The sequence below is a fragment of the Ornithinibacillus massiliensis genome (genome assembly GCF_018310345.1).
GTDB lineage: Bacteria > Bacillota > Bacilli > Bacillales > Amphibacillaceae > Ornithinibacillus > Ornithinibacillus massiliensis.
In genome coordinates, this window is the sequence record NZ_JAGXBY010000002.1 from 634,871 (window position 1) to 655,204 (window position 20,334).

At 36.2% G+C, this 20,334-nt stretch carries 22 protein-coding genes; all 22 read right to left on the minus strand.

The annotated features are described in order from the left end of the window. Window positions 1-9: 9 nt before the first annotated feature. Window positions 10-1,620, minus strand: coding sequence for a flagellar basal-body MS-ring/collar protein FliF (gene fliF / locus KGF86_RS07515; RefSeq protein WP_186868669.1), 1,611 nt, complete (start codon window positions 1,618-1,620; stop codon window positions 10-12). A 128-nt stretch (window positions 1,621-1,748) separates the two neighbouring features. Continuing rightward, window positions 1,749-2,051: a flagellar hook-basal body complex protein FliE gene (gene fliE, locus KGF86_RS07520; RefSeq protein WP_186868668.1), complete on the minus strand. Its 303-nt coding sequence runs from the start codon at window positions 2,049-2,051 to the stop codon at window positions 1,749-1,751. A gap of 11 nt (window positions 2,052-2,062) precedes the next feature. Next, entirely contained in the window at window positions 2,063-2,521 is a 459-nt protein-coding gene (flgC, locus tag KGF86_RS07525) for a flagellar basal body rod protein FlgC (RefSeq protein ID WP_211741490.1), read from the minus strand. 3 nt (window positions 2,522-2,524) lie between these two features. Next, the gene (gene flgB, locus KGF86_RS07530; protein WP_186868666.1) at window positions 2,525-2,920 is read right to left on the minus strand and encodes a flagellar basal body rod protein FlgB; all 396 of its coding nucleotides are present in this window, start codon (window positions 2,918-2,920) and stop codon (window positions 2,525-2,527) included. A 501-nt stretch (window positions 2,921-3,421) separates the two neighbouring features. Beyond that, window positions 3,422-4,201: a GTP-sensing pleiotropic transcriptional regulator CodY gene (gene codY / locus KGF86_RS07535; RefSeq protein ID WP_186868665.1), complete on the minus strand. Its 780-nt coding sequence runs from the start codon at window positions 4,199-4,201 to the stop codon at window positions 3,422-3,424. 25 nt (window positions 4,202-4,226) lie between these two features. After that, window positions 4,227-5,618, minus strand: coding sequence for an ATP-dependent protease ATPase subunit HslU (hslU, locus tag KGF86_RS07540; RefSeq protein ID WP_186868664.1), 1,392 nt, complete (start codon window positions 5,616-5,618; stop codon window positions 4,227-4,229). A gap of 17 nt (window positions 5,619-5,635) precedes the next feature. Then, window positions 5,636-6,181, minus strand: coding sequence for an ATP-dependent protease subunit HslV (gene hslV, locus KGF86_RS07545; protein ID WP_186868663.1), 546 nt, complete (start codon window positions 6,179-6,181; stop codon window positions 5,636-5,638). Window positions 6,182-6,205: 24 nt separating this feature from the next. After that, complete coding sequence (gene xerC, locus KGF86_RS07550; RefSeq protein WP_186868662.1) at window positions 6,206-7,114, minus strand: tyrosine recombinase XerC; 909 nt, start codon at window positions 7,112-7,114, stop codon at window positions 6,206-6,208. 428 nt (window positions 7,115-7,542) lie between these two features. Further along, complete coding sequence (gene topA, locus KGF86_RS07555; protein WP_211741491.1) at window positions 7,543-9,621, minus strand: type I DNA topoisomerase; 2,079 nt, start codon at window positions 9,619-9,621, stop codon at window positions 7,543-7,545. A gap of 226 nt (window positions 9,622-9,847) precedes the next feature. Continuing rightward, the gene (gene dprA, locus KGF86_RS07560) at window positions 9,848-10,699 is read right to left on the minus strand and encodes a DNA-processing protein DprA (protein WP_211741492.1); all 852 of its coding nucleotides are present in this window, start codon (window positions 10,697-10,699) and stop codon (window positions 9,848-9,850) included. A 195-nt stretch (window positions 10,700-10,894) separates the two neighbouring features. Further along, entirely contained in the window at window positions 10,895-11,797 is a 903-nt protein-coding gene (gene sucD, locus KGF86_RS07565; RefSeq protein ID WP_186868660.1) for a succinate--CoA ligase subunit alpha, read from the minus strand. A 54-nt stretch (window positions 11,798-11,851) separates the two neighbouring features. Further along, a complete protein-coding gene (sucC, locus tag KGF86_RS07570; protein WP_186868659.1) occupies window positions 11,852-13,018 on the minus strand; it encodes an ADP-forming succinate--CoA ligase subunit beta in 1,167 nt (388 codons plus the stop codon). Between the two features lie 94 nt (window positions 13,019-13,112). Next, entirely contained in the window at window positions 13,113-13,391 is a 279-nt protein-coding gene (locus KGF86_RS07575) for an EscU/YscU/HrcU family type III secretion system export apparatus switch protein (protein WP_186868658.1), read from the minus strand. Beyond that, window positions 13,388-15,106, minus strand: coding sequence for a hypothetical protein (locus KGF86_RS07580; RefSeq protein ID WP_211741493.1), 1,719 nt, complete (start codon window positions 15,104-15,106; stop codon window positions 13,388-13,390). The genes KGF86_RS07575 and KGF86_RS07580 overlap by 4 nt, the downstream gene beginning before the upstream one ends. 9 nt (window positions 15,107-15,115) lie before the next feature. Further along, window positions 15,116-15,886: a ribonuclease HII gene (locus KGF86_RS07585; RefSeq protein WP_186868656.1), complete on the minus strand. Its 771-nt coding sequence runs from the start codon at window positions 15,884-15,886 to the stop codon at window positions 15,116-15,118. Between the two features lie 79 nt (window positions 15,887-15,965). Continuing rightward, window positions 15,966-16,820: a ribosome biogenesis GTPase YlqF gene (gene ylqF / locus KGF86_RS07590; protein ID WP_211741494.1), complete on the minus strand. Its 855-nt coding sequence runs from the start codon at window positions 16,818-16,820 to the stop codon at window positions 15,966-15,968. 7 nt (window positions 16,821-16,827) lie between these two features. Further along, entirely contained in the window at window positions 16,828-17,370 is a 543-nt protein-coding gene (gene lepB, locus KGF86_RS07595) for a signal peptidase I (RefSeq protein WP_211741495.1), read from the minus strand. A 133-nt stretch (window positions 17,371-17,503) separates the two neighbouring features. After that, the gene (gene rplS, locus KGF86_RS07600; RefSeq protein ID WP_186868821.1) at window positions 17,504-17,848 is read right to left on the minus strand and encodes a 50S ribosomal protein L19; all 345 of its coding nucleotides are present in this window, start codon (window positions 17,846-17,848) and stop codon (window positions 17,504-17,506) included. Window positions 17,849-18,156: 308 nt separating this feature from the next. After that, a complete protein-coding gene (trmD, locus tag KGF86_RS07605) occupies window positions 18,157-18,891 on the minus strand; it encodes a tRNA (guanosine(37)-N1)-methyltransferase TrmD (RefSeq protein WP_186868653.1) in 735 nt (244 codons plus the stop codon). Next, window positions 18,891-19,406, minus strand: coding sequence for a ribosome maturation factor RimM (gene rimM, locus KGF86_RS07610; RefSeq protein WP_186868652.1), 516 nt, complete (start codon window positions 19,404-19,406; stop codon window positions 18,891-18,893). The genes trmD and rimM overlap by 1 nt, the downstream gene beginning before the upstream one ends. Window positions 19,407-19,421: 15 nt before the next feature. Continuing rightward, window positions 19,422-19,811, minus strand: coding sequence for a YlqD family protein (locus KGF86_RS07615; protein WP_186868651.1), 390 nt, complete (start codon window positions 19,809-19,811; stop codon window positions 19,422-19,424). 286 nt (window positions 19,812-20,097) lie between these two features. After that, complete coding sequence (locus tag KGF86_RS07620; RefSeq protein WP_186868650.1) at window positions 20,098-20,325, minus strand: KH domain-containing protein; 228 nt, start codon at window positions 20,323-20,325, stop codon at window positions 20,098-20,100. Window positions 20,326-20,334 lie beyond the last annotated feature (9 nt).

Here is a 20,334-nt window from a genome sequence, read left to right on the forward strand (position 1 = left end):
TCATACCTCCTAATCTTCTCCTATCCATCCACGTAATAGCTTCGCAAACTCTTCTGGTTTGTCTTTGGCCATTTTTTCTAATTGTTTTCTACGTTGAATTGTTTCTGTTGCTTCTTCCACTTCAATATCTGGAACAGTATCAACAGTCTCCACCGCAATTGCTGCCTCACGATTCTCCTCGGCTATTGCGTTAGACTTTCGCTTAAATAATAGAATTATTAAGATTATAATAATTAAAAGTAATACTCCACCTACTACATACATCCAGACTGGAATCTTAAATCCAGGATCAGTTGTTGGAGTAGTCATACCACTAAATTCTTGAAACACGATTGACGTTCTAGGGTCATTCGGATTATCAGCTAGATCCTCCGTTTGAAATCCTGGATCAATCGATGTTGCGATAATCGAATTTAAAATATCATTGATACTATTTCTAACTTCGTCTTCTTGTGCTGCGTTTAATCTATTTCCTTCATAATCTAATCTGTCCACAGCAACTTGTATTCCTAAGTCGCGGACCTTATAGGGACTTTCGATAATTTCTTTTTGAATCCGGTTGAATTCATTATTAACTGTTTCCTTAATATATTCATATTCTCCATCATCACCTGCATCAGCACCTGCATATCCAGGGATGTCTCCATCGCCAGCACCTGCAACTCCTCCAACTTGATTTGCTCCAGCGCCAGAATACGTTTCACGAATCGTTTCGATACTAACTGGTAAACCTTCCATATTCTCAGGATCTGTTGGTTCAACAATCTCTTCCACTCTGTTTTCCTGAGTGAAATCAATATCAGCAGTTACAGAAACGATGACATTGTCCATTCCAACCATCGTACCAAGCATTTGTTGTAATCTTCTTTGAATATCTCTTTCGATATCACGCTTTACTGTTTGTTGATATGTATATGCATCTTGGAATCCATTACTATTTTCGTTATTCATGTCATAAAACTCGGAATATTGATTCATAATGCTGATATTTTCAGGTTGTAGATTCGGTACTGCTTTAGACACTAGTTGGTATAATGCTTTGATCTGATTACCTTCAAACTGATACCCCGGTTCAGTTTCTATTATGATGGCAGCTTCTGTTGGTTGTGTCTGCTCACTAACAAATATAGGTTCCTTAGGCATGGTAATCATTACAGTAGCATTATTAATCCCCTGAATTCTTGTAATCAAATTCGCTAGCTCCGTTTGCATCGCATCTAGGTGCATCACATTAAATTCGTTATCTGTTATCCCCCATGAAGTATTTTCACTAAAGAAGGAGTAATCAATATTGCCACTATTAGGAATCCCTTGACCCGCTAAGTCTACTAACAGACTATCCGCTTGCTCTTTTGGAACAGAAATAGTAGTACCGCCATCGCCTAATTCATACGGAACTCCTCTAGCATCTAATTCCGTTTTAATTTGCCCAACCTCTTGTAACGATAAATTCTTATACAATGGCATGTAATCTGATTTCGTCGCAAATAATGAAATAACTGCTATTAAAGCAATCACAGCAAGCGAAGAACCAATTATTAAGCTTTTTTGACCTTTTGACCGGCTTGACCAAAAAGTTTTTGCCGTTTCTTTTAATTTCATTATTTTTTCGTTGTTCATGTACTCCCCCGCCAAATTCGAAAACAAATTAACAACCAAAACCTTTATAACAAGTCTAGTTATTAATTTTATATTTTTTGTTAAAAGACCATTAAGTCAATCCGATATATACTTTAATAGAATACCTTTTATACTTGCATTCTCATTATCTCGGTATATGCATCAATTGCCTTACGTTGAATTTCAACTGTAGCTTGCAGTGTTACACTCGCTTTTTGAGCAGTAATCATAACGTCATGTAAGTCATTGATTTGGCCCATAGCAAGTGCCTCTGTCTTTTTGTCAGATTCTACTTGTAATTCATTGACATTATAAATCGCATTCTTTAACAAGTTAGCGAAATTCGCTTGTGCTTCTCCAGGTGTAATTAATTGCTTACCATTCGTTGAATTTATTGTTGAATTATGTAATCCATTAATCGATAAACTCATCACTATTCTCCTTATTTGCCAATTTCTAAAGCCTTCATCAACATACTTTTACTAGCATTCAGTGCGGTTATATTGGCCTCATAGGATCTTGTCGCACTCATTAAATCAACCATTTCTTTGAGTGGATCGACATTCGGCATTTGTACATAACCAGCTTCATTAGCATCTGGATGTGTTGGATTGTAAACTAATTTAAATGGCTCTTCATCCTCTACAATACTAGTCACTTTCACACCACTCGCAGGATTATTGGAGGTATTATTCGTTGCCTTATTTAAAAAAGTACGAAAATTACGGTCAGAAGGCTCTACCTCTACCATCTTCCTACGGTATGGTTCTACCGCACCATTTTCATTTACTGATGCTCTTGTTGTATTTGCATTTGCGATGTTGGATGATATGACATCCATTCTTAAGCGTTGTGCTGTTAGTGCACTTGCGCTAGCATTCATTGCGTTAAAGATAGACATGGATTACCTACCTCCTTTTATTACAGTTTGTAAACTATTAAACTTGCCGTTAATTCTGTCTACTAGACTTTGGTAATAAATTTGATTTTCTGCTAGTTCAGCCATCTCTTTATCAATATCCACGTTATTTCCGTTATGGTTATACAACGTGTTATTTCGTTGAACAATTTTATAAGATAAATTTTGCTCGTGTTCAAACGGTAAATGTCTGGGGTTTGTTCGCTTAGCTGTTAACGTATTGGAAAGTTCACCTTGAAGTACATCTTTAAAGACCACTTCCTTGGACTTATAGTTCGGAGTATCCACATTCGCAATATTGGAAGCTATTGTCTGGTTTTTAATCGAAGCGTAGTTAAGTGATTGTTGTAACGTATTAATCGTTCCACTAAACAAATCCATCATTGCAACCTCCTTATGATTACTATTTTTTTAAAGACCGACACAAATAATCGTTTCTCTACGAACATTGTAATTTATATGCGATACAAAGTCTATCAAAATTCGACAGTTTTCTGGTCTAACAAGCAAAACAGGAGTGTAATACTAGGTATATCTAACTATAAAATACGATAATATTTATGGTACCGCTTTCCTAAATAGTACAATTCGATTGGTGAAAAATGTAAAAATCTTACACTAATTATACTAAAGACTTAGTACTTAGTATCTATACAAATGTGAATTTATTGGTAAATATGTGGTGTTTAGCCTTATTTTCCTTGAAGGATTATTAGAAGATAAATTATAACGAGCCAGTTTAGAGGATATCTTTCCTAATTGTCAACTGCTTAAGAGGCAAATAAGTTGAAAATAAAAAAGAGCTACCTTAGGGGTCCATCCCAAAAGTTAGAGTAGAAAACTAACTTTTGGGGGTACCACCCAGGAGCTCTTTTTAGCTATTTATCTAGAACGTAATTTTTCTAATTCAACTAGGAATTTATCGTTTAGTACTTTAATATAAGTACCTTTCATACCTAGTGAGCGTGATTCAATTACACCAGCACTTTCAAGCTTTCTTAATGCATTAACAATAACAGATCTTGTAATTCCTACGCGATCAGCAATTTTACTTGCTACTAAAAGTCCTTCATTACCGTTAAGCTCTTCGAAGATATGATCAATAGCTTCTAGTTCACTATAAGAAAGAGAGCTGATTGCCATTTGTACCACTGCTTTACTTCTAGCTTCCATTTCAATCTCTTCTGTCTTCTCATGAAGAATTTCCATTCCAACAACAGTTGCACCATATTCAGCTAACAATAGATCATCATTGTTAAATGATTCTTTTAATCTACCGATGATTAATGTTCCAAGACGTTCTCCACCACCAATAATTGGTACAATTGTCGTTAAGCCATCCTTGAATAGATCTCTGTTCTCAACTGGAAATACTGTGTACTGACTATTAATATCTAGGTTAGCAGTTGTTTCATGGATATGGAATAATCCTTCTGTATATTCCTCTGGGAATTGTCTTTCCTCAAGCATTTGTTTCATTCGCTCATTTTCAATTTCTTGATTGATGGCATATCCTAATAATTTCCCTCTTCTACTAAGGATGAACACATTCCCCTTAATTACCTCTGTTAGTGATACAGCCATGTCGTTAAAGTTTACTGATTTACCTGTTGCTTTTTGCAACATTGAGTTAATTTTTCTAGCGCGGTCTAATAGTTCCATGATAGTTATTCCTCCATTTTATTTATTATAGTATAAATTGACTTAAGTCTTTATTTTTAACAATTGTGCTAAGTTTTTGATCGACGTACTCTGGTGTTATTTCAACCGTGTCCATCGAAACATCAGGTGCTTCAAAGGATAAATCCTCTAATAACTTCTCTAGTATGGTATGAAGTCTTCTAGCACCAATGTTATCTGTATCTTGATTTACTTGATAGGCAATTTCTGCAATTCTATTTACAGCTTTGTCTGTAAATACTACATTTATACCTTCTGTTTTTAATAGAGCTTGATACTGTTTTAGTAAAGCATTCGAAGGTTCATTTAGAATACGAACAAAATCTTCAACGGAAAGCTTCTCTAATTCTACCCGAATTGGAAATCTCCCTTGCAGTTCCGGAATCAAATCGGATGGTTTAGCCATATGAAAAGCTCCTGCAGCTATAAATAGCATATGATCTGTTTTAACCGGACCATGCTTCGTTACGACAGTAGAACCTTCGACAATCGGAAGGATGTCTCGCTGTACTCCCTCTCGTGATACATTCGGAGAGTTATCTTGTTTTCCGGCAACTTTATCAATCTCATCAATAAAAATAATGCCAGACTGTTCAGCCTTTTGTATCGCTTCTTGTGATACTTCCTCCATATCAACAAGCTTTTGAGCTTCCTGTTGGATGAGAACTTTTCTTGCTTCGGAAACAGGAAGCTTACGTTTTTTCTTCTTCTTTGGCATAAATTGCCCAAGAGCATCTTGCATGTTCATACCCATTTGTTCCATTCCTGAACCTTGTAATAGATCAAACATGGAAGGTGGAATTTCTTCCATTTCAATGGTAACAATATGGTCTTCTAATTCCCCCATGGCAAGTTGATGTGCCACTCTACTCCGTTTATTCTTAATCTCCTCATCCTTTTCACTCTCATCTGAATCCTCTTGATTACCTTGATTAGAAAAAAGCATTTCAAATGGATTGGAGATAGTGGATTGTTTCTTAACTTGAGGCACTAATAATTTTACAAGTTTTTTATTTGCCTCTTCTTTTGCCTTATCCATGACTCCGTTCATCTTTTCTTCCTTTACCATTCGTAAAGACATTTCGACTAAATCTCGGACCATGGATTCAACATCTCTTCCTACATATCCAACTTCAGTAAACTTAGTTGCTTCAACTTTCACAAATGGGGCACTAACTAATTTCGCAAGACGTCTAGCAATTTCTGTCTTACCAACCCCAGTAGGGCCAATCATTAAGATGTTTTTGGGGACTATTTCTTCTTTGAGTTTTTCATCTAATAAGGTTCTGCGATATCGATTCCTTAGGGCAACTGCAACAGATTTCTTGGCACTTTGTTGTCCAATAATATAATTATCTAGTTGATTTACGATCTGTCTTGGAGTATAGTTCATCTCCATTATGCATGGCCTCCTCTTTAATCAAGTACTTCCAGCGTAATTTGATCGTTTGTAAACACACAAATCTCACCCGCGATTTTCATTGCAGCTAGTGCAATATCTGCTGCTGTAAGATGCTCTGCGTAGTTTACAAGTGCCCTACCAGCACTCAGTGCATAATTACCACCTGAACCAATTGCTAGAATACCATCGTCTGGTTCAATTACCTCACCAGTCCCTGAGATTAACAACATACTATCTTTATTCATGACAATCAACATAGCTTCTAACTTACGTAAAACTCTATCACTGCGCCATTCTTGTGCTAATTCCACAGCAGCTCGAGTCAGATTTCCATTAAAAGCCTGTAATTTCCCTTCAAATTTTTCAAAAAGGGTAAACGCATCTGCGACAGAACCTGCAAATCCCGCTAGTACTTGACCATTAAACAATCTACGAACCTTCTTAGCTTTATGTTTCATTACAACGGAATTCCCCAGTGTTACCTGACCATCACCACTCATTGCACAATGACCGTTATGTCTCACTGCAAATATGGTGGTTGCATGAATTTCTTGTGCCAACAAAGATCACCTCTTCCGTCATCCTTACTTTTTTGCCCTTGGGTGACTATTTAAGTAAATATTACGCAAATGATCCTTCGTAACATGTGTATAAATTTGCGTAGATGATAAACTTTCATGTCCCAAGAGTTCCTGTACTGTTCGTAAATCAGCACCCTCATTTAACATATGTGTTGCAAAGGTATGTCTTAATTTATGTGGATGTACATTTATAGTAAGTGCTGCTTTTTCCATCATATTTTTCAACACTAATCGAATTCCTCTAGTTGTTATCGGATTACCTCTTGAGTTCAGAAAAACCACTTCGGAATTTGAACCAGATTTTTCGAGTAACTTTTTTCTACCGTCATGTATGTACAATTGAAGTGCTTTTTCTGCATAGCTTCCAAAAGGAACATATCGTTCTTTCTTTCCTTTTCCTCTTACAAGCAATGTTCCAACAGAAAAATCTATATCCTTCAATCTAAGACTCTGACATTCACTCACCCGAATCCCAGTTCCGTATAGTGCTTCTAATAATGCTTGATTTCGTTGTCCTAATGGATCATTAGCATCATTTATTTCAAATAGTTTTTCCATTTCCTCTTCATAGAGAAATCCCGGAATAGGCTTTGCAGCTTTCGGCAAACTTATTAGCATAAAGGCGTTTGAATCAATTACATTCTCTCTCTCTAAAAACTTAAAAAAAGTTCGTATACTTGATATCTTTCTTGATACAGATCTTCTTGAAAGCTGTCGATCATAAAGAGCAGTAAGAAAAACACGAACAGCACGCTGATCGATTTCTCGAAGGGACTCAAAGCCTTCTCGTTCTACAAAAGCAAAAAATTCTTCTAAGTCATGATTGTAATATTCTACAGTGTATGGCGAAGCATTTTTTTCAATTTGAAGGTACTCTGTAAATGCCTGTTTGTGTTGTGTAAGATAATCCAAATACTCACCCCAAACTTGCTTAACAGCCACATAAAAATATACCACTATGTGATTAACTTTGCAATCAACTTAACAAAATTGTAACAAAATTCTGAAATAACCGCAATACTAAACGAAGTATTTATGTTAGTACTGTCAAGTAGTTCGGCTTACCACTGGATAATTATAGCGACTTCACTATAAATAGTCAATCCGTAACAACTAATTTTTCGACATTTTCCGATACCTTCAAAAATGTAAAAACACCCTATCCCTATTTTTACCAATTGTTCAAAAATTTATAATCAAAATTCACATTATTATTTACCCTTTTCAAAAATACCGAAACATTTAATACAAATTAGAACTTTTTTACTCTTCACAATTAGACATTTTACGCCAACTACAGAACGAAAGCAAAATAAAAGGCGCTCATAGGAGCGACTCTTTTATCCTTGCGTATTTTCTTGATAATCACAATTTGTACAAACAATTTGGGTTTCCTTTTTCAACCTTTTCTCTACCAAGAGTGAATCACATTTAGGGCATGGTCTTGCTATCGGCTTATCCCAAGAAACAAAATCACATTCCGGAAAGCGATCACAACCATAGAATACACGTCGTTTCTTAGATTTACGTTCTACCACATTACCTTTCTTACAAGTAGGACATGTTACGCCAATCTCTTTTAGTATCGGTTTTGTATTTCGACATTCTGGGAAGTTCGAACAAGCTAAGAATTTGCCGTATCGTCCCATTTTATAAACCATCTCATGACCACAGTTTTCACATTCAATACCAGCAGGCTCATCTTTAATTTCTATTTTTTCCATTTCCTCTTCCGCTTTTGTTAAGCGCTTCTGAAACCCATGATAGAAATCATCGATAATATTTACCCACTCCACTTCTCCTTCTTCTATGGAGTCAAGGTCATGTTCCATTTTGGCTGTAAATTCCACATCAATAATTTCCGGGAAAAATTCCTTTAATAAATCCACAACGATAATCCCCAGTTCCGTTGGTACGAATCGTTTGTTATCTAATGTCACATATCCTCGTCTTTGAATCGTATCAAGAGTAGGAGCATAAGTGGAAGGTCTACCAATACCTAGCTCTTCCATCGTTTTGACTAATCTAGCTTCAGTAAAGCGTGGTGGTGGTTGCGTGAAATGTTGGTTCGGATTGATTTCACTTGCCTCTACAATCATTCCTTCTTCCAGATTCGGTAAAAATTTATCCTCGTCTTTTTTATTATCATCTGTACCTTCCACATATACCTTCATGAAACCTTTAAATTTTACCTTTGAACCATTTGCACGAAATTCTACATTATTATTAACTAACTGTACTGACATGGTGTCTAAGATAGCTGGTGCCATTTGACTTGCTAAAAAGCGTTCCCAAATTAGCTTGTACAGGCGTAATTGATCCCTAGATAAAACTGTCTTTAATGAGTTTGGCTCTCTCATCACTGATGTGGGACGTATTGCTTCATGGGCATCCTGGGCATTTTCACTTTTCTTTTCTTTTCTTTCAGTACCTAGATATTCACTCCCATATTTATTCTCAACGTATTCCTTTACTTCACCTTTTGCTGTTTCAGAAATACGGGTTGAATCGGTACGCATATACGTAATGAGACCAGTTATACCACCTGCAGCCTTTCCAAGATCAATACCTTCATACAATTGCTGTGCTATCATCATCGTCTTTTTAGCTCGGAAGTTTAACTTTCTTGCTGCTTCCTGTTGTAATGATGAAGTTGTAAAAGGTAAGGCAGGATTTCGCCTTCTTTCCTTTTTCGTCACTGTATTAATCGTAAACTGTTTATCTACTAGTTTATTTAGAACTTCTTTTACTTCTGCCTCTGATTTAAGCTCTAATTTTTTCCCATCGATTCCGTAAAAAGCTCCTTCAAATGAGTCCTGATCCTTTAAGAAGCTAGCTTCAATTGACCAATATTCTTCTGGTTTAAAGTCATTAATTTCATTTTCACGGTCAATAATCATCTTCAATGCTACGGATTGTACACGACCAGCACTTAATCCCTTTTTAACTTTTTTCCATAGTAACGGGCTAATGTTATAACCGACCAATCGATCCAGCACTCTTCTAGCTTGCTGTGCATCTACTAAGTCCATATCAATAGAGCGGGGATTTTTAAAGGATTCCTTAATGGCATCTTTTGTTATTTCATTAAATACTACACGACATTTCGAATTTTCATCGACATTCAAGGCATGTGCAAGATGCCAGGCAATTGCTTCTCCTTCGCGATCCGGGTCGGCTGCGAGATATATTTTTTTTGCCTTTTTAGCTGATTTTTTTAAATCTTTTAATACATCACCTTTACCACGTATAGTAATATATTTTAATTTATAACCTTCTTCTACATTGACACCCATCTGACTTTTCGGTAAGTCAATAACATGTCCCATAGAAGCTTTTACTTTGTATTTTTTACCTAAGTATCGTTCAATTGTTTTCGCTTTCGCAGGTGATTCTACAATTACGAGATAGTCTGCCATTCTCTTCCTCCTTAGCCTGAGGTAACGAAAAACCTAGTACCATTACTCCTAAATCATTCGTGTCCTAAAAGTGCTATACATCTAAATGTAAGAATTGATGTAGTAAATGTCAACATTTTCAAATTAAACCTAATTAAAATAAGTATATTTACCAGTATATAATTGATTATCAAATCCTCACTAATAATAAATATATACGACATAATTGTCAAACATAGAATGAATTTCATTCTGGATTAGTGCGTAAGAAAGACTTATTTCTCCAATCACTCATAATGTCTTCATAAGTAACTGCCATTGTTGCCCCTTCCTGAATTAGTTTCAGACATCCAATTGATTGAGGGATATGGGGTGATCCTGGTACAGCAAATACTTCCCTTCCCTGATCTAATGCCTGATCTACCGTTATCATGGTTCCACTTCTTTCTGTCGCCTCTATCACAACTGTAGCGAAGCTTAGTCCACTAATAATTCGGTTCCTTTCAGGAAAGTGGAATTTTCTTGGTGGTACTTTTGGTGGATATTCTGAGAGGGCTAAGCCATCTTTTACTAGCAGCTGAAAAAGGAATGTATTTTCATTAGGGTAGATATACTCAAATCCACTACCTAATACTGCAATCGTTTTTCCCCCTTCATGTAATGCCAGTCGATGTGCATAACTATCAATTCCTTTAGCCATCCCACTGACAATGACCCAGTTATCCTTTATTAATGGACTAATAATATACTTTGTTTTGTTCATAGCATCTAAAGAAGGATTTCTAGTACCTATTACACTTATGGATGGAGTTTTATAGAGTAATGTATCGTCCCCATAGCAATAAAGTACGATTGGTGCATCTTTAATTGTTTTTAACATGGGAGGATAGGTTTCGTCAATTAACGTAATGATATGATAGGCTTTTATATCCTGTAAAGTATCATGAATCAATTGTGTGTTGTGTATATCCTGATATAGTATCTCGGCTTGATTTTTTCTAATGGATAGATAATGGCTTATTTCGGTTGAGGATATAAGGAAGATATAAGCTAAGGAGGGATCCATTCGTAGTAAACGTCGTAAATTCCTTCTCGACATATAACGACATCGGTGGAGATGAATTAATCTTTGCCTTGTATTTTGTAACAAATTGTCACTTCCCTTCTATATGCTATCTGTATAAAGGAAGAGGCCGAGACAAAGTAGATAATCACAGAAGATCCCTCTTGTTGATATACAATAGGCTATTTCTGATTATCCCTTATTAGGTCCCTGCCCCTTTAGCTATACAGATTAGTGTGTTTTACACTTTTCTGCTAATCCTTTTTCTTGAAGAACGCGAATCATTGTTTCTCCAATTACTGAAGGCGTTTCTGCAACTTCGATTCCACATTCATTCATCACTCTGATTTTTTCATCTGCTGTACCTTTACCACCAGAAATAATCGCACCAGCATGACCCATACGTTTTCCTGGAGGTGCTGTTGCTCCACCAATGAAACCAACTACTGGCTTCGTCATGTTCGCTTTTACCCATTCAGCAGCTTCTTCTTCAGCAGTACCACCGATTTCACCAATCATGACGACTGCATAAGTTTCAGGGTCTTCATTGAATTCTTTTAATACGTCAATAAAGTTTGTACCATTAACCGGATCTCCACCAATACCTACAGCAGTTGTTTGACCATAACCTGCTTGTGATAATTGATGAACAGCTTCATACGTTAATGTTCCAGAACGGGAAACGACACCAATATGACCTTTCGTATGAATATAACCAGGCATAATACCAATTTTCGATTCATCTGCAGTAATTACCCCTGGGCAGTTTGGTCCAATTAAACGTGTTTTCTTGCCTTCCATATAACGTTTCACTTTAACCATATCAAGTACTGGAATATGTTCAGTGATACAAATAACTAGGTCTAGCTCAGCATCTACCGCTTCCATAATAGCATCCGCTGCAAATGGTGCAGGAACATAAATAACAGAAGCTGTAGCACCTGTCACTTCAACCGCCTCTTGTACTGTATTGAATACAGGTACACCTTCTACTTCAGTTCCACCTTTTTTCGGTGTTACTCCACCAACAATCTTTGTACCATATTCAAGCATTTGTTTTGTATGGAATCTTGCAGTACCACCAGTTATACCCTGGACAATTACTTTCGTATCTTTATTTACATATACACTCATTATAGTCCGCCCTTTCCAAAGTCTAGTCTATTAATATACAAGATTTTAAATCCATTAAGCTTCTTTAACTAAGGTTACTATTTTTTCTGCACCATCAGCCATAGAGTCTGCAGGAATAATGTTCAATCCTGATTCATTTAAAATCTTCTTCCCTAAATCAACATTCGTTCCTTCAAGACGAACAACTAATGGAAGATTTAATCCAACTTGTTTAGTCGCTTCCACTACACCTTCAGCAATTACATCACATTTCATGATTCCACCGAAGATATTAACGAAAATCCCTTTTACATTTTTGTCAGATAGAATAATCTTAAATGCTTCTGTAACCTTTTCTGCAGTAGCACCGCCCCCAACATCTAAGAAGTTAGCCGGTTCTCCGCCGTAATGCTTAATGATGTCCATCGTAGACATAGCTAGACCAGCACCATTAACCATACAACCAATGTTACCATCTAGCGCAACATAACTAAGGTCATATTTGGATGCTTCAATTTCCTTTTCATCTTCTTCATCTAAATCGCGATATTCAAGCACATCTTTTTGACGGTATAATGCGTTATCATCAAAGTTCAATTTAGCATCAAGTGCTAAAACCTCTCCATCACCAGTAGTAACTAGTGGGTTAATTTCTGCAATGGAGCAATCTTTCTCAACAAATGCTTGGTATAATCCAGTCATAAATTTAACTGCTTTCCCTAGCAATTCATCGGGAATATTCATATTAAATGCTAGTCTACGAGCTTGGTAAGGCATTAGCCCAACAACAGGATCTATCACTTCTTTAAAGATCTTTTCTGGAGTAGCAGCTGCCACTTCCTCAATCTCTGTACCACCTTCTTCAGATCCCATCATTACAACACGAGAGGTAGCACGGTCAAGAACAACACCGATGTAATATTCTTTCTTAATATCACATCCTTCTTCAATAAGTAAACGCTTAACTTCTTTTCCTTCAGGACCTGTTTGGTGAGTTACTAATGTTTTACCAAGAATTTCTTCAGCGTATGTACGTACTTCCTCTAAATTCTTAGCAACCTTCACTCCACCAGCTTTTCCTCGTCCACCAGCATGAATTTGTGCTTTTACTACAGTAACGGATGTACCTAATTTTTCGGCTGCCTCTACAGCCTCATCTACCGTATATGCAACATATCCATTAGGAACCTTTACACCAAAACTCTGTAAAACTTCTTTCCCTTGATACTCATGAATATTCATTCTTTGTCCTCCCATCAAAAATCACTGCAGTTTTATTGTATTAAAAAACAGAAAATTGCACAAGAAAAGAGCCAACTTTTGTCGTAAAATATTTTTAAATATTTTTTTGCTCTAGCTTTTGGTCAGCCCTGTATATAAATGCAAACACTTCTGCTACTGCCTGATACAATTCCTCTGGAACTTTTTCATTAATATCTAGCTCAGATAGTAGTTCAACTAATGTCTTATCCTCCATAATGGGTACTTGATTTTCATTAGCAATCTTAATAATATTATCCGCAACTAATCCTTTTCCGGTAGCACTTACTCGTGGAGGGTGCTTCTTATCTTGCTCATAGCTTAATGCTACAGCCTTTTTTCTTATCTGATTCATATACGAAAATCAACTCCTTGGTAGGAAGCTTGTTGTTTAGTTTGGTACGTTGGTTTACTATTCTTCGCCACATTCTCTTGGTTAGTTAACGGCTTAACCGATACATTGGAAAGATAGTACTCAAGCTTCTCTAATCCCTCCTTTAGTAACGGTTTTAGTGACTGGGTAATCCCTTCTATCGGTTGATCGTTTAATACCGTTATGGAGATTGAACGTTTTTGAATATTCATATCAATCACCGTTTGTTCCAAGTTTGCTAGTTCCAAAAAGAACACAATTCGACAATAATCAGGATTGATCTCACCAGCTTCTGTTTTCTTCCCTTCAAAGTTTAACGCAATATCACTATCTAGGCCGATTCTACCACCTGGTAATAAGAGATTAGCCTGAATCATTTTATCGGATTCACTGTATGATTGTAGCTGTATACCATTTATAACATGTAATAGCTTGGTTCCTTGTTCTAGGATCGTTCCATCACTTGATTGGATAAGCTGTAATAACATTCCTTTTAACGAATTGCTCGGATTAGTTTCATCTTTCAAGATAGCTTTCTCATACTGTATTCCCATGTCCTCCAAGATCGTCTTCGTCTGTTGAACAAAAGATTCCTTTATGAAATGATGTAAAAATGAATCCACTTTCGAATAATTTTCTTGGTTACTTAATGTTGCTAAATGGTGGAGTAAGACTCGTAATGATTGTGGGTGATTACGTAATTCCCCATGTTTTAAAGTAAATGGAAGAGTACTTAACTCCACTTCTCGCTTCAAATTAGTAAAATTTTCTTCAGAAATCGAAACATTGTTCGTTACACTTTGTTGAAGAAGATTCTCCCATTTAGTTAATAGAGAAGAAGCATGCTGTTGTATTACTTCCAGCTTGGATATGCTAGCTTGTAATTCCTTTACTGTATTAGTAGTAAACAGCTGATTTAAATTCATCAATCCGTTGTCTGCATTCTGTATTACCCGATTATTCCATATGCGAAACGGAATATCTTGATCAATCATTCCGCTTGCTTTTAAAACATAGACTAATTCCGGACTGTTTAGTAATGGAATAATTTGTTTTACCGGTATTTGGTTTGTATTTCCGGTTAATTGATTAATCTGGGAGACTAACCCATTATTTATATTTGGCTGCGTAGCTAAATTCTGTCGTAACACCGAGTCTAGTGATTCAAGTTGATTGGTAAAACTTCCAAACTTACTTGCAAACAAGGCCTGAAAAACAGAATCGTTTATTGGCATACGACTTACTATCATTTCTTTTAATAAAGCTTGTGCCTGTTCTTTATTACTTGCAGACTCTAATAGAACATAAGAATTTTGTAATTGTCCTTTCTCAAATGGAATCTTTTCCTGCATGAGAACCTTTACAAATTCCTGCATTATTTTAGTAGGATTTATTCCCAGCTGTTGTAGTAAATGGATAATAGGTAACTCTGACCTATTAGGATTAGTAGGAGATTCTGCTATTACTTTCAGCTGGGCTACTTGTCCTAATGCTTGTACCTGAAAGTGATAGTTATTTCCTATTTCTAATGGCGCCTCTAGCTGCGCAATTAACTGCATCACCCCAAGTTGAATATGGGCTTTATTGTTTGGATAAAGCTTCAAAATTCTGCCTTGGACTATTTGACCTAAGCGAAGTGTTTGAACGGGCTCCTTACTATTAGTTAACGTTTTACCTAGAACATCTTGGATATTCAACTACATCACTCACTTTATATTCTCTTTAACTGGTGCAAATGATTTACGATGGTATGGCGATGGCCCATATTGTACTAAATTCACCATATGTTCACGGGTTCCATATCCCATATTGGAGCGGAAATCATACATCGGAAACTCGTTATGTATTTCCTTCATCAGTCTATCACGGGTTACTTTAGCAAGCACACTAGCTGCGGCAATCGATATACTTTTTGCATCTCCCTTAATGATTGCTTCGGAACTATAAGGTAAATCATCTAATTTAACCGCATCAATCAATACATGCTGAGGATAAGGATTCAACTGTAATAGTGCATTCTTCATCGCCAATTTGGTCGCTTCTAGAATATTAATTTGATCTATTGTTTGACTATCAATGATGGATATCCCATAGGAGATTGCTTTTTCCCGAATAACCTCAAAGTATTCTTCTCGTTTAGCTTCATTCAATTGTTTAGAGTCATTGAGACCGAGTAATTTAAAATCCACGGGTAAAATAACGGCAGCGGCAACCACCGGACCTGCTAAAGGCCCCCGACCTGCTTCATCAATACCAGCTACTAATTTCTTACCAACTTGATAACATTTTCTTTCATATGTACACATCTCCTCATAGGCCTGCACTAGTGCTGCTTCATTCCGTTTTCTTTTTTCATACGTTTTTATGAGTTGTTGTACACCTTTACGTGTATCCGATTGAAGTAACATTATCTCAGCATCTGAAAGCTTGTCCTCTTGAAGTAATACTTTTATTTCATTTATTGATTGTTTCCCCATTGTAACACCTATCCTTCTTCCCTTTATATCGGCATGTACCAAAAAAAATAAAAGACATCCATCAACTTGATGTATGTCTTTATGCTTCCTCTGTTGGTCGTTCTAGTGTAATCATACCAAGACGACCCGTTCTTAAATCACGGATAACAATATCCGAAACCTTATCGAAATTGACATTACCACCACTTTCAAGAGCACCTCTTAGCTTACCAATTTTCATAAAAATTTCCAACATGTCATCTTCCGTCTGCTCAATTTGATAACGCTCTTCTAACGAATTAGGGTAATATTCTTGTAAATAATTGATAACGAAAGCCACAATATCCTGTAAGGAAAGTAATTGATCTTTTATCGTTCCAATTGCTGCTAGTCGATATCCGACAGTTTGGTCTTCAAATTTGGGCCAAAGAATACCAGGCGTATCCAATAGTTCAAATTCCTTTTTCACTTTGATCCATAGCTGCTGTTTTGTTACGCCAGGTCGGTCACCAACTTTAGCAATTTTTTTCTTGGCAAGTCGGTTTATTAAAGTTGATTTACCAACATTTGGTATCCCTACTATCATCGCTCTAGCCGGCCGAGGTTTAATTCCTTTTTTTATTAATTTCTCAAGCTTTTTCTGTCCTAGTTCTTTTGCTAACTGAATAACTCGATTGATATCAGCTTTGTCATTAACATTAACTGCTAATGCAGGTATGCCACGTTCTTTAAAATAGTCTATCCATTCATTTGTTACTTTCGAATCCGCTAAATCTCGTTTCATTAATAAAACCATTTTCTCTTTGCTTTGTAATACTTGCTGCAGCATTGGATTTTGTGAAGATAGTGGTGCACGCGCATCTACAAGCTCCATTACAAAATCAACGAGTTTAAGCTTTTCCTCTATTTCTCTTCTTGCTTTGGCCATATGGCCGGGAAACCATTGTATTGTCATAGCTAGTCTACTCTCCTATGAATTCAAATCTATCGAATGGCCAATAAATAACACTTGCTTTCCCAACTATTTGATCCATTGGTATTGGACCAAGTATGCGGCTATCTGTTGAGTTTGTACGGTTATCACCTAATACGAATACATACCCTTCTGGAACGGTACTATAATTACCTGTTAATTCCTCTAGCTCAAAGTTATATGTCCAGACTTCCTTATCATGAAGGAAGTTTTCTTCAATAGGTTGACCATTTATATATAATATATTATCTTTATATGCTACATGCTCTCCAGGTAATGCAATAACACGTTTGATAAAATCCTTTTGGTCATTAGCATGAAATACGACAATGTCAAATCGTTCTGGTTCGTTAAAGTTATACAAAAACTTATTCACAATCATTTGATCTCGATCATGTAATGTTGGCTGCATAGAAGGACCATCGACGATAATGGGTGTGAATAAAAAGGTTCTGACAAGAAAGGCTAATCCGAATGCGATCAATAGTGCTTTTATCCAATCTAGCCACTCACTTTTACCCTTTTTAGCCATAATTCAACCTCCGAAACCTACAATATTGTACTCGTTATTACCATGTAGCAATTCTGTTTTTATTATATTATGTAAAAAGGAGCTTGAATAAAATACCAAGCTCCTTTCTAAATGCTTTTTTTGATTTCTAGTCTTATCGACGTTCTTTAATACGTGCTGCTTTTCCGCGTAGATTACGAAGATAGTAAAGTTTAGCACGACGTACGATACCGCGACGTGTAACTTCGATTTTATCAATACGAGGTGAATGTACTGGGAAAGTACGTTCTACACCTACACCATAAGAAATCTTTCTTACTGTAAATGTCTCGCTGATTCCACCGTTTTGACGTTTAATAACGACACCTTCGTATACCTGAATACGTTCACGGCTGCCTTCGACAACTTTAACGTGAACCTTTACAGTATCTCCTGGGCGGAAATCAGGATGATCGTTACGAAGCTGATCTTGTGTGATTTCTTCGATTAATTTTTGCATCCTGTTCAACTCCTTCCAAACCAATGCTCTTATTTCCAATTGGTAACAGCGGAACATCGTTTATACGTACTTAATCGTACTTAAGCACAATAATTAATATATCATAATACGAGATAGACTTCAACTAGTTAATCATAAAAATAATCATGCTCCACCTACTGCTACCCGAGTTTACTATAGTAGCATAGCTGAATGTTCTACTTTGCAAGTAGATTTTGTTTCATGGACACATAATATTTAACTATTACGATGCGGATAGATCGTCCTATTCCTGTATGCTACATGAAAATTAGAGCATTGATGTTCTGTTACGTTCGGTTTTTAAAATTCTCTAGAATCTTCTTATCTTCCTCGGTTAGTGGATAATTTTCTAGCAAATCCTTTCGTCGCTCATAGGTTCTTTTTAGAGATTCGGCTTTTCGCCAGGCTTCTATTTTAGCATGGTCTCCTGAAGTAAGTACTTCTGGAACTTTCATACCTCTAAAATCGGCTGGTCTTGTATAGTGTGGATGTTCGAGAAGTCCTGTTGAATAAGAATCCTGCGGTGCTGATTCTTGGTTACCTAAAACATCTGGCAAAAGTCGTACCACACTATCTACAACAACCATTGCCCCTAATTCTCCGCCAGTTAAAATATAATCGCCTATCGAAATCTCATCCGTAACAAGATGCTCTCGTATTCGCTCATCATACCCTTCATAATGTCCACAAATAATAACTAAATGTTCTTCCTTTGCTAATTCCTCGGCTTTTTTCTGTGTATATCGCTCACCTTGAGGGCACATTAAAACAACTCGTGGTTTAGCTACTTTATCCTTTGTGGCCGCTTCTACCGCATCAAATATAGGTTGAGGAGATAATACCATACCAGCTCCGCCACCGTAAGGATAATCATCTACTTTATTATGTTTGTTTTCCGTATAATCACGGAAGTTTATGAGATTATAATGAAACTTTTCTTTTTCCTGTGCTTTTTTTAAGATGGAAGTATTAAATACACTTTCAATCATTTCAGGAAATAAAGTTAGAATATCAATTTGCATTAATCAAGCAATCCTTCCATAGGTTCTATCATAATTCGTTTATGATCTACATCAATTTCAATTACCACTTCTTCTATATATGGAATTAAAATATCTTTTCCCTTTGGTTGCTTTACCACCCATACATCATTTGCACCTGGAGCTAGTATTTCTTTCACTTTCCCTATACTATCTCCATCCGTAGTGAATACTTCACATCCTATGATTTCATGATAATAGTATTCATTTTCATCTAATTCAGTAAGCTGAGACTCCTTGATTTTCAAGGTTGAGCCTTTAAAGTGCTCGACATCATTAATATTATCTAAGCCTTTAAAATGAATTAAATCAAAACCTTTATGAATTCGATGTCCATCAATTTCTAATTCGCGAATGACTTTTTGATTCGTAACTAAATATAGCAAGTTCCCAACCTTAAATCGATCATCAAAATCACTTACTCGAAGGACTTTTAAATCTCCACGGATACCATGTGTATTAATTATTTTTCCTACTGTAAACATTTTTTCTTCCATATCTCTCACCTGCTGCTAGTTATCTATTCTGACGACAACGCCGTCTTTAATAATAATGGCTGTTTGTTCCATAATTTCATTCCAATGCGTGCCAACCTTCACCTCAACAAGAGCTTCAACTTCACCTTCAACAATCTCGCTTCCAATTTCTAGCATTTCCAATTGCTCTATTTTAAACTCTACTAGCTTTATTTTTTCTTTTCTATTTTTTATCTCTTGCTGGAATCGATCTTGGAATTCCTGTTTAGACAAGCTTTTTTTATTTTGTAGTTTTCGTTGTTCGAATAACAATTGTTGACACTCTTGTTCAAGTCGCATTTTATGTTTCATAAATTTTTCTTTTAAAGCTGCTTTACTTTTATCCGTGATTACTTGTTTTATGACAACCTTTTTTATGATATTCACGTTATTTCTCGCCTCAACCTTCCCTTTTATTGGTGTCCATTCGTCTGTTATTCTCTTACCAAATATACTCCTAGTATTTCCCTTCGAGTATGGTGTAATGGAACTAATCCGTGCACCTTCAAAAAGTATTTATTATTTCTAAGGCTAAAATGATTGAAAGAAGCTAGTTTCTTGTGAATGTATTAGAAAAACTGTCTCTGCTTATCCTCTACGCAAATAATGCTTATATTGATTTGGGTACACTTTGTTCCCAATCTGCTAAAAAAGGGAAAGGTTTCCCTTTCCCTCACATGATATCTAAATAGATTCGTTTATTAGCATCAGACTTAGCTGCATAAACCACTGTACGAATCGCTTTTGCAATACGTCCATTCTTACCAATTACCTTGCCGACGTCATGCTGATTCACGGTAAGATGATAAACAATCTTGCTGTCCTCTTCTCTTTCCGTTACCTTAACATCCTCAGGGTAATCAACTAATGGTGTAACAATCGACTCTATTAGGGCTTTCATGATATCACA

Coding starts and splice junctions, on each gene's coding strand:
- sucC (WP_186868659.1), bottom strand. CDS start 13,018: ATGAATATTCATGAGTATCAAGGGAAAGAAGTTTTACAGAGTTTTGGT.
- trmD (WP_186868653.1), bottom strand. CDS start 18,891: ATGCAAATTGATATTCTAACTTTATTTCCTGAAATGATTGAAAGTGTA.
- topA (WP_211741491.1), bottom strand. CDS start 9,621: ATGGCAGACTATCTCGTAATTGTAGAATCACCTGCGAAAGCGAAAACA.
- flgC (WP_211741490.1), bottom strand. CDS start 2,521: ATGTCTATCTTTAACGCAATGAATGCTAGCGCAAGTGCACTAACAGCA.
- hslU (WP_186868664.1), bottom strand. CDS start 5,618: ATGGAGATGAACTATACTCCAAGACAGATCGTAAATCAACTAGATAAT.
- KGF86_RS07585 (WP_186868656.1), bottom strand. CDS start 15,886: ATGGGGAAACAATCAATAAATGAAATAAAAGTATTACTTCAAGAGGAC.
- fliF (WP_186868669.1), bottom strand. CDS start 1,620: ATGAACAACGAAAAAATAATGAAATTAAAAGAAACGGCAAAAACTTTT.
- sucD (WP_186868660.1), bottom strand. CDS start 11,797: ATGAGTGTATATGTAAATAAAGATACGAAAGTAATTGTCCAGGGTATA.
- fliE (WP_186868668.1), bottom strand. CDS start 2,051: ATGAGTTTATCGATTAATGGATTACATAATTCAACAATAAATTCAACG.
- ylqF (WP_211741494.1), bottom strand. CDS start 16,820: ATGACAATACAATGGTTTCCCGGCCATATGGCCAAAGCAAGAAGAGAA.
- rplS (WP_186868821.1), bottom strand. CDS start 17,848: ATGCAAAAATTAATCGAAGAAATCACACAAGATCAGCTTCGTAACGAT.
- codY (WP_186868665.1), bottom strand. CDS start 4,201: ATGGAACTATTAGACCGCGCTAGAAAAATTAACTCAATGTTGCAAAAA.
- flgB (WP_186868666.1), bottom strand. CDS start 2,920: ATGGATTTGTTTAGTGGAACGATTAATACGTTACAACAATCACTTAAC.
- KGF86_RS07620 (WP_186868650.1), bottom strand. CDS start 20,325: ATGAAAGCCCTAATAGAGTCGATTGTTACACCATTAGTTGATTACCCT.
- dprA (WP_211741492.1), bottom strand. CDS start 10,699: ATGTCGAGAAGGAATTTACGACGTTTACTACGAATGGATCCCTCCTTA.
- KGF86_RS07575 (WP_186868658.1), bottom strand. CDS start 13,391: ATGAATCAGATAAGAAAAAAGGCTGTAGCATTAAGCTATGAGCAAGAT.
- lepB (WP_211741495.1), bottom strand. CDS start 17,370: ATGGCTAAAAAGGGTAAAAGTGAGTGGCTAGATTGGATAAAAGCACTA.
- rimM (WP_186868652.1), bottom strand. CDS start 19,406: ATGGAAGAAAAAATGTTTACAGTAGGAAAAATAATTAATACACATGGT.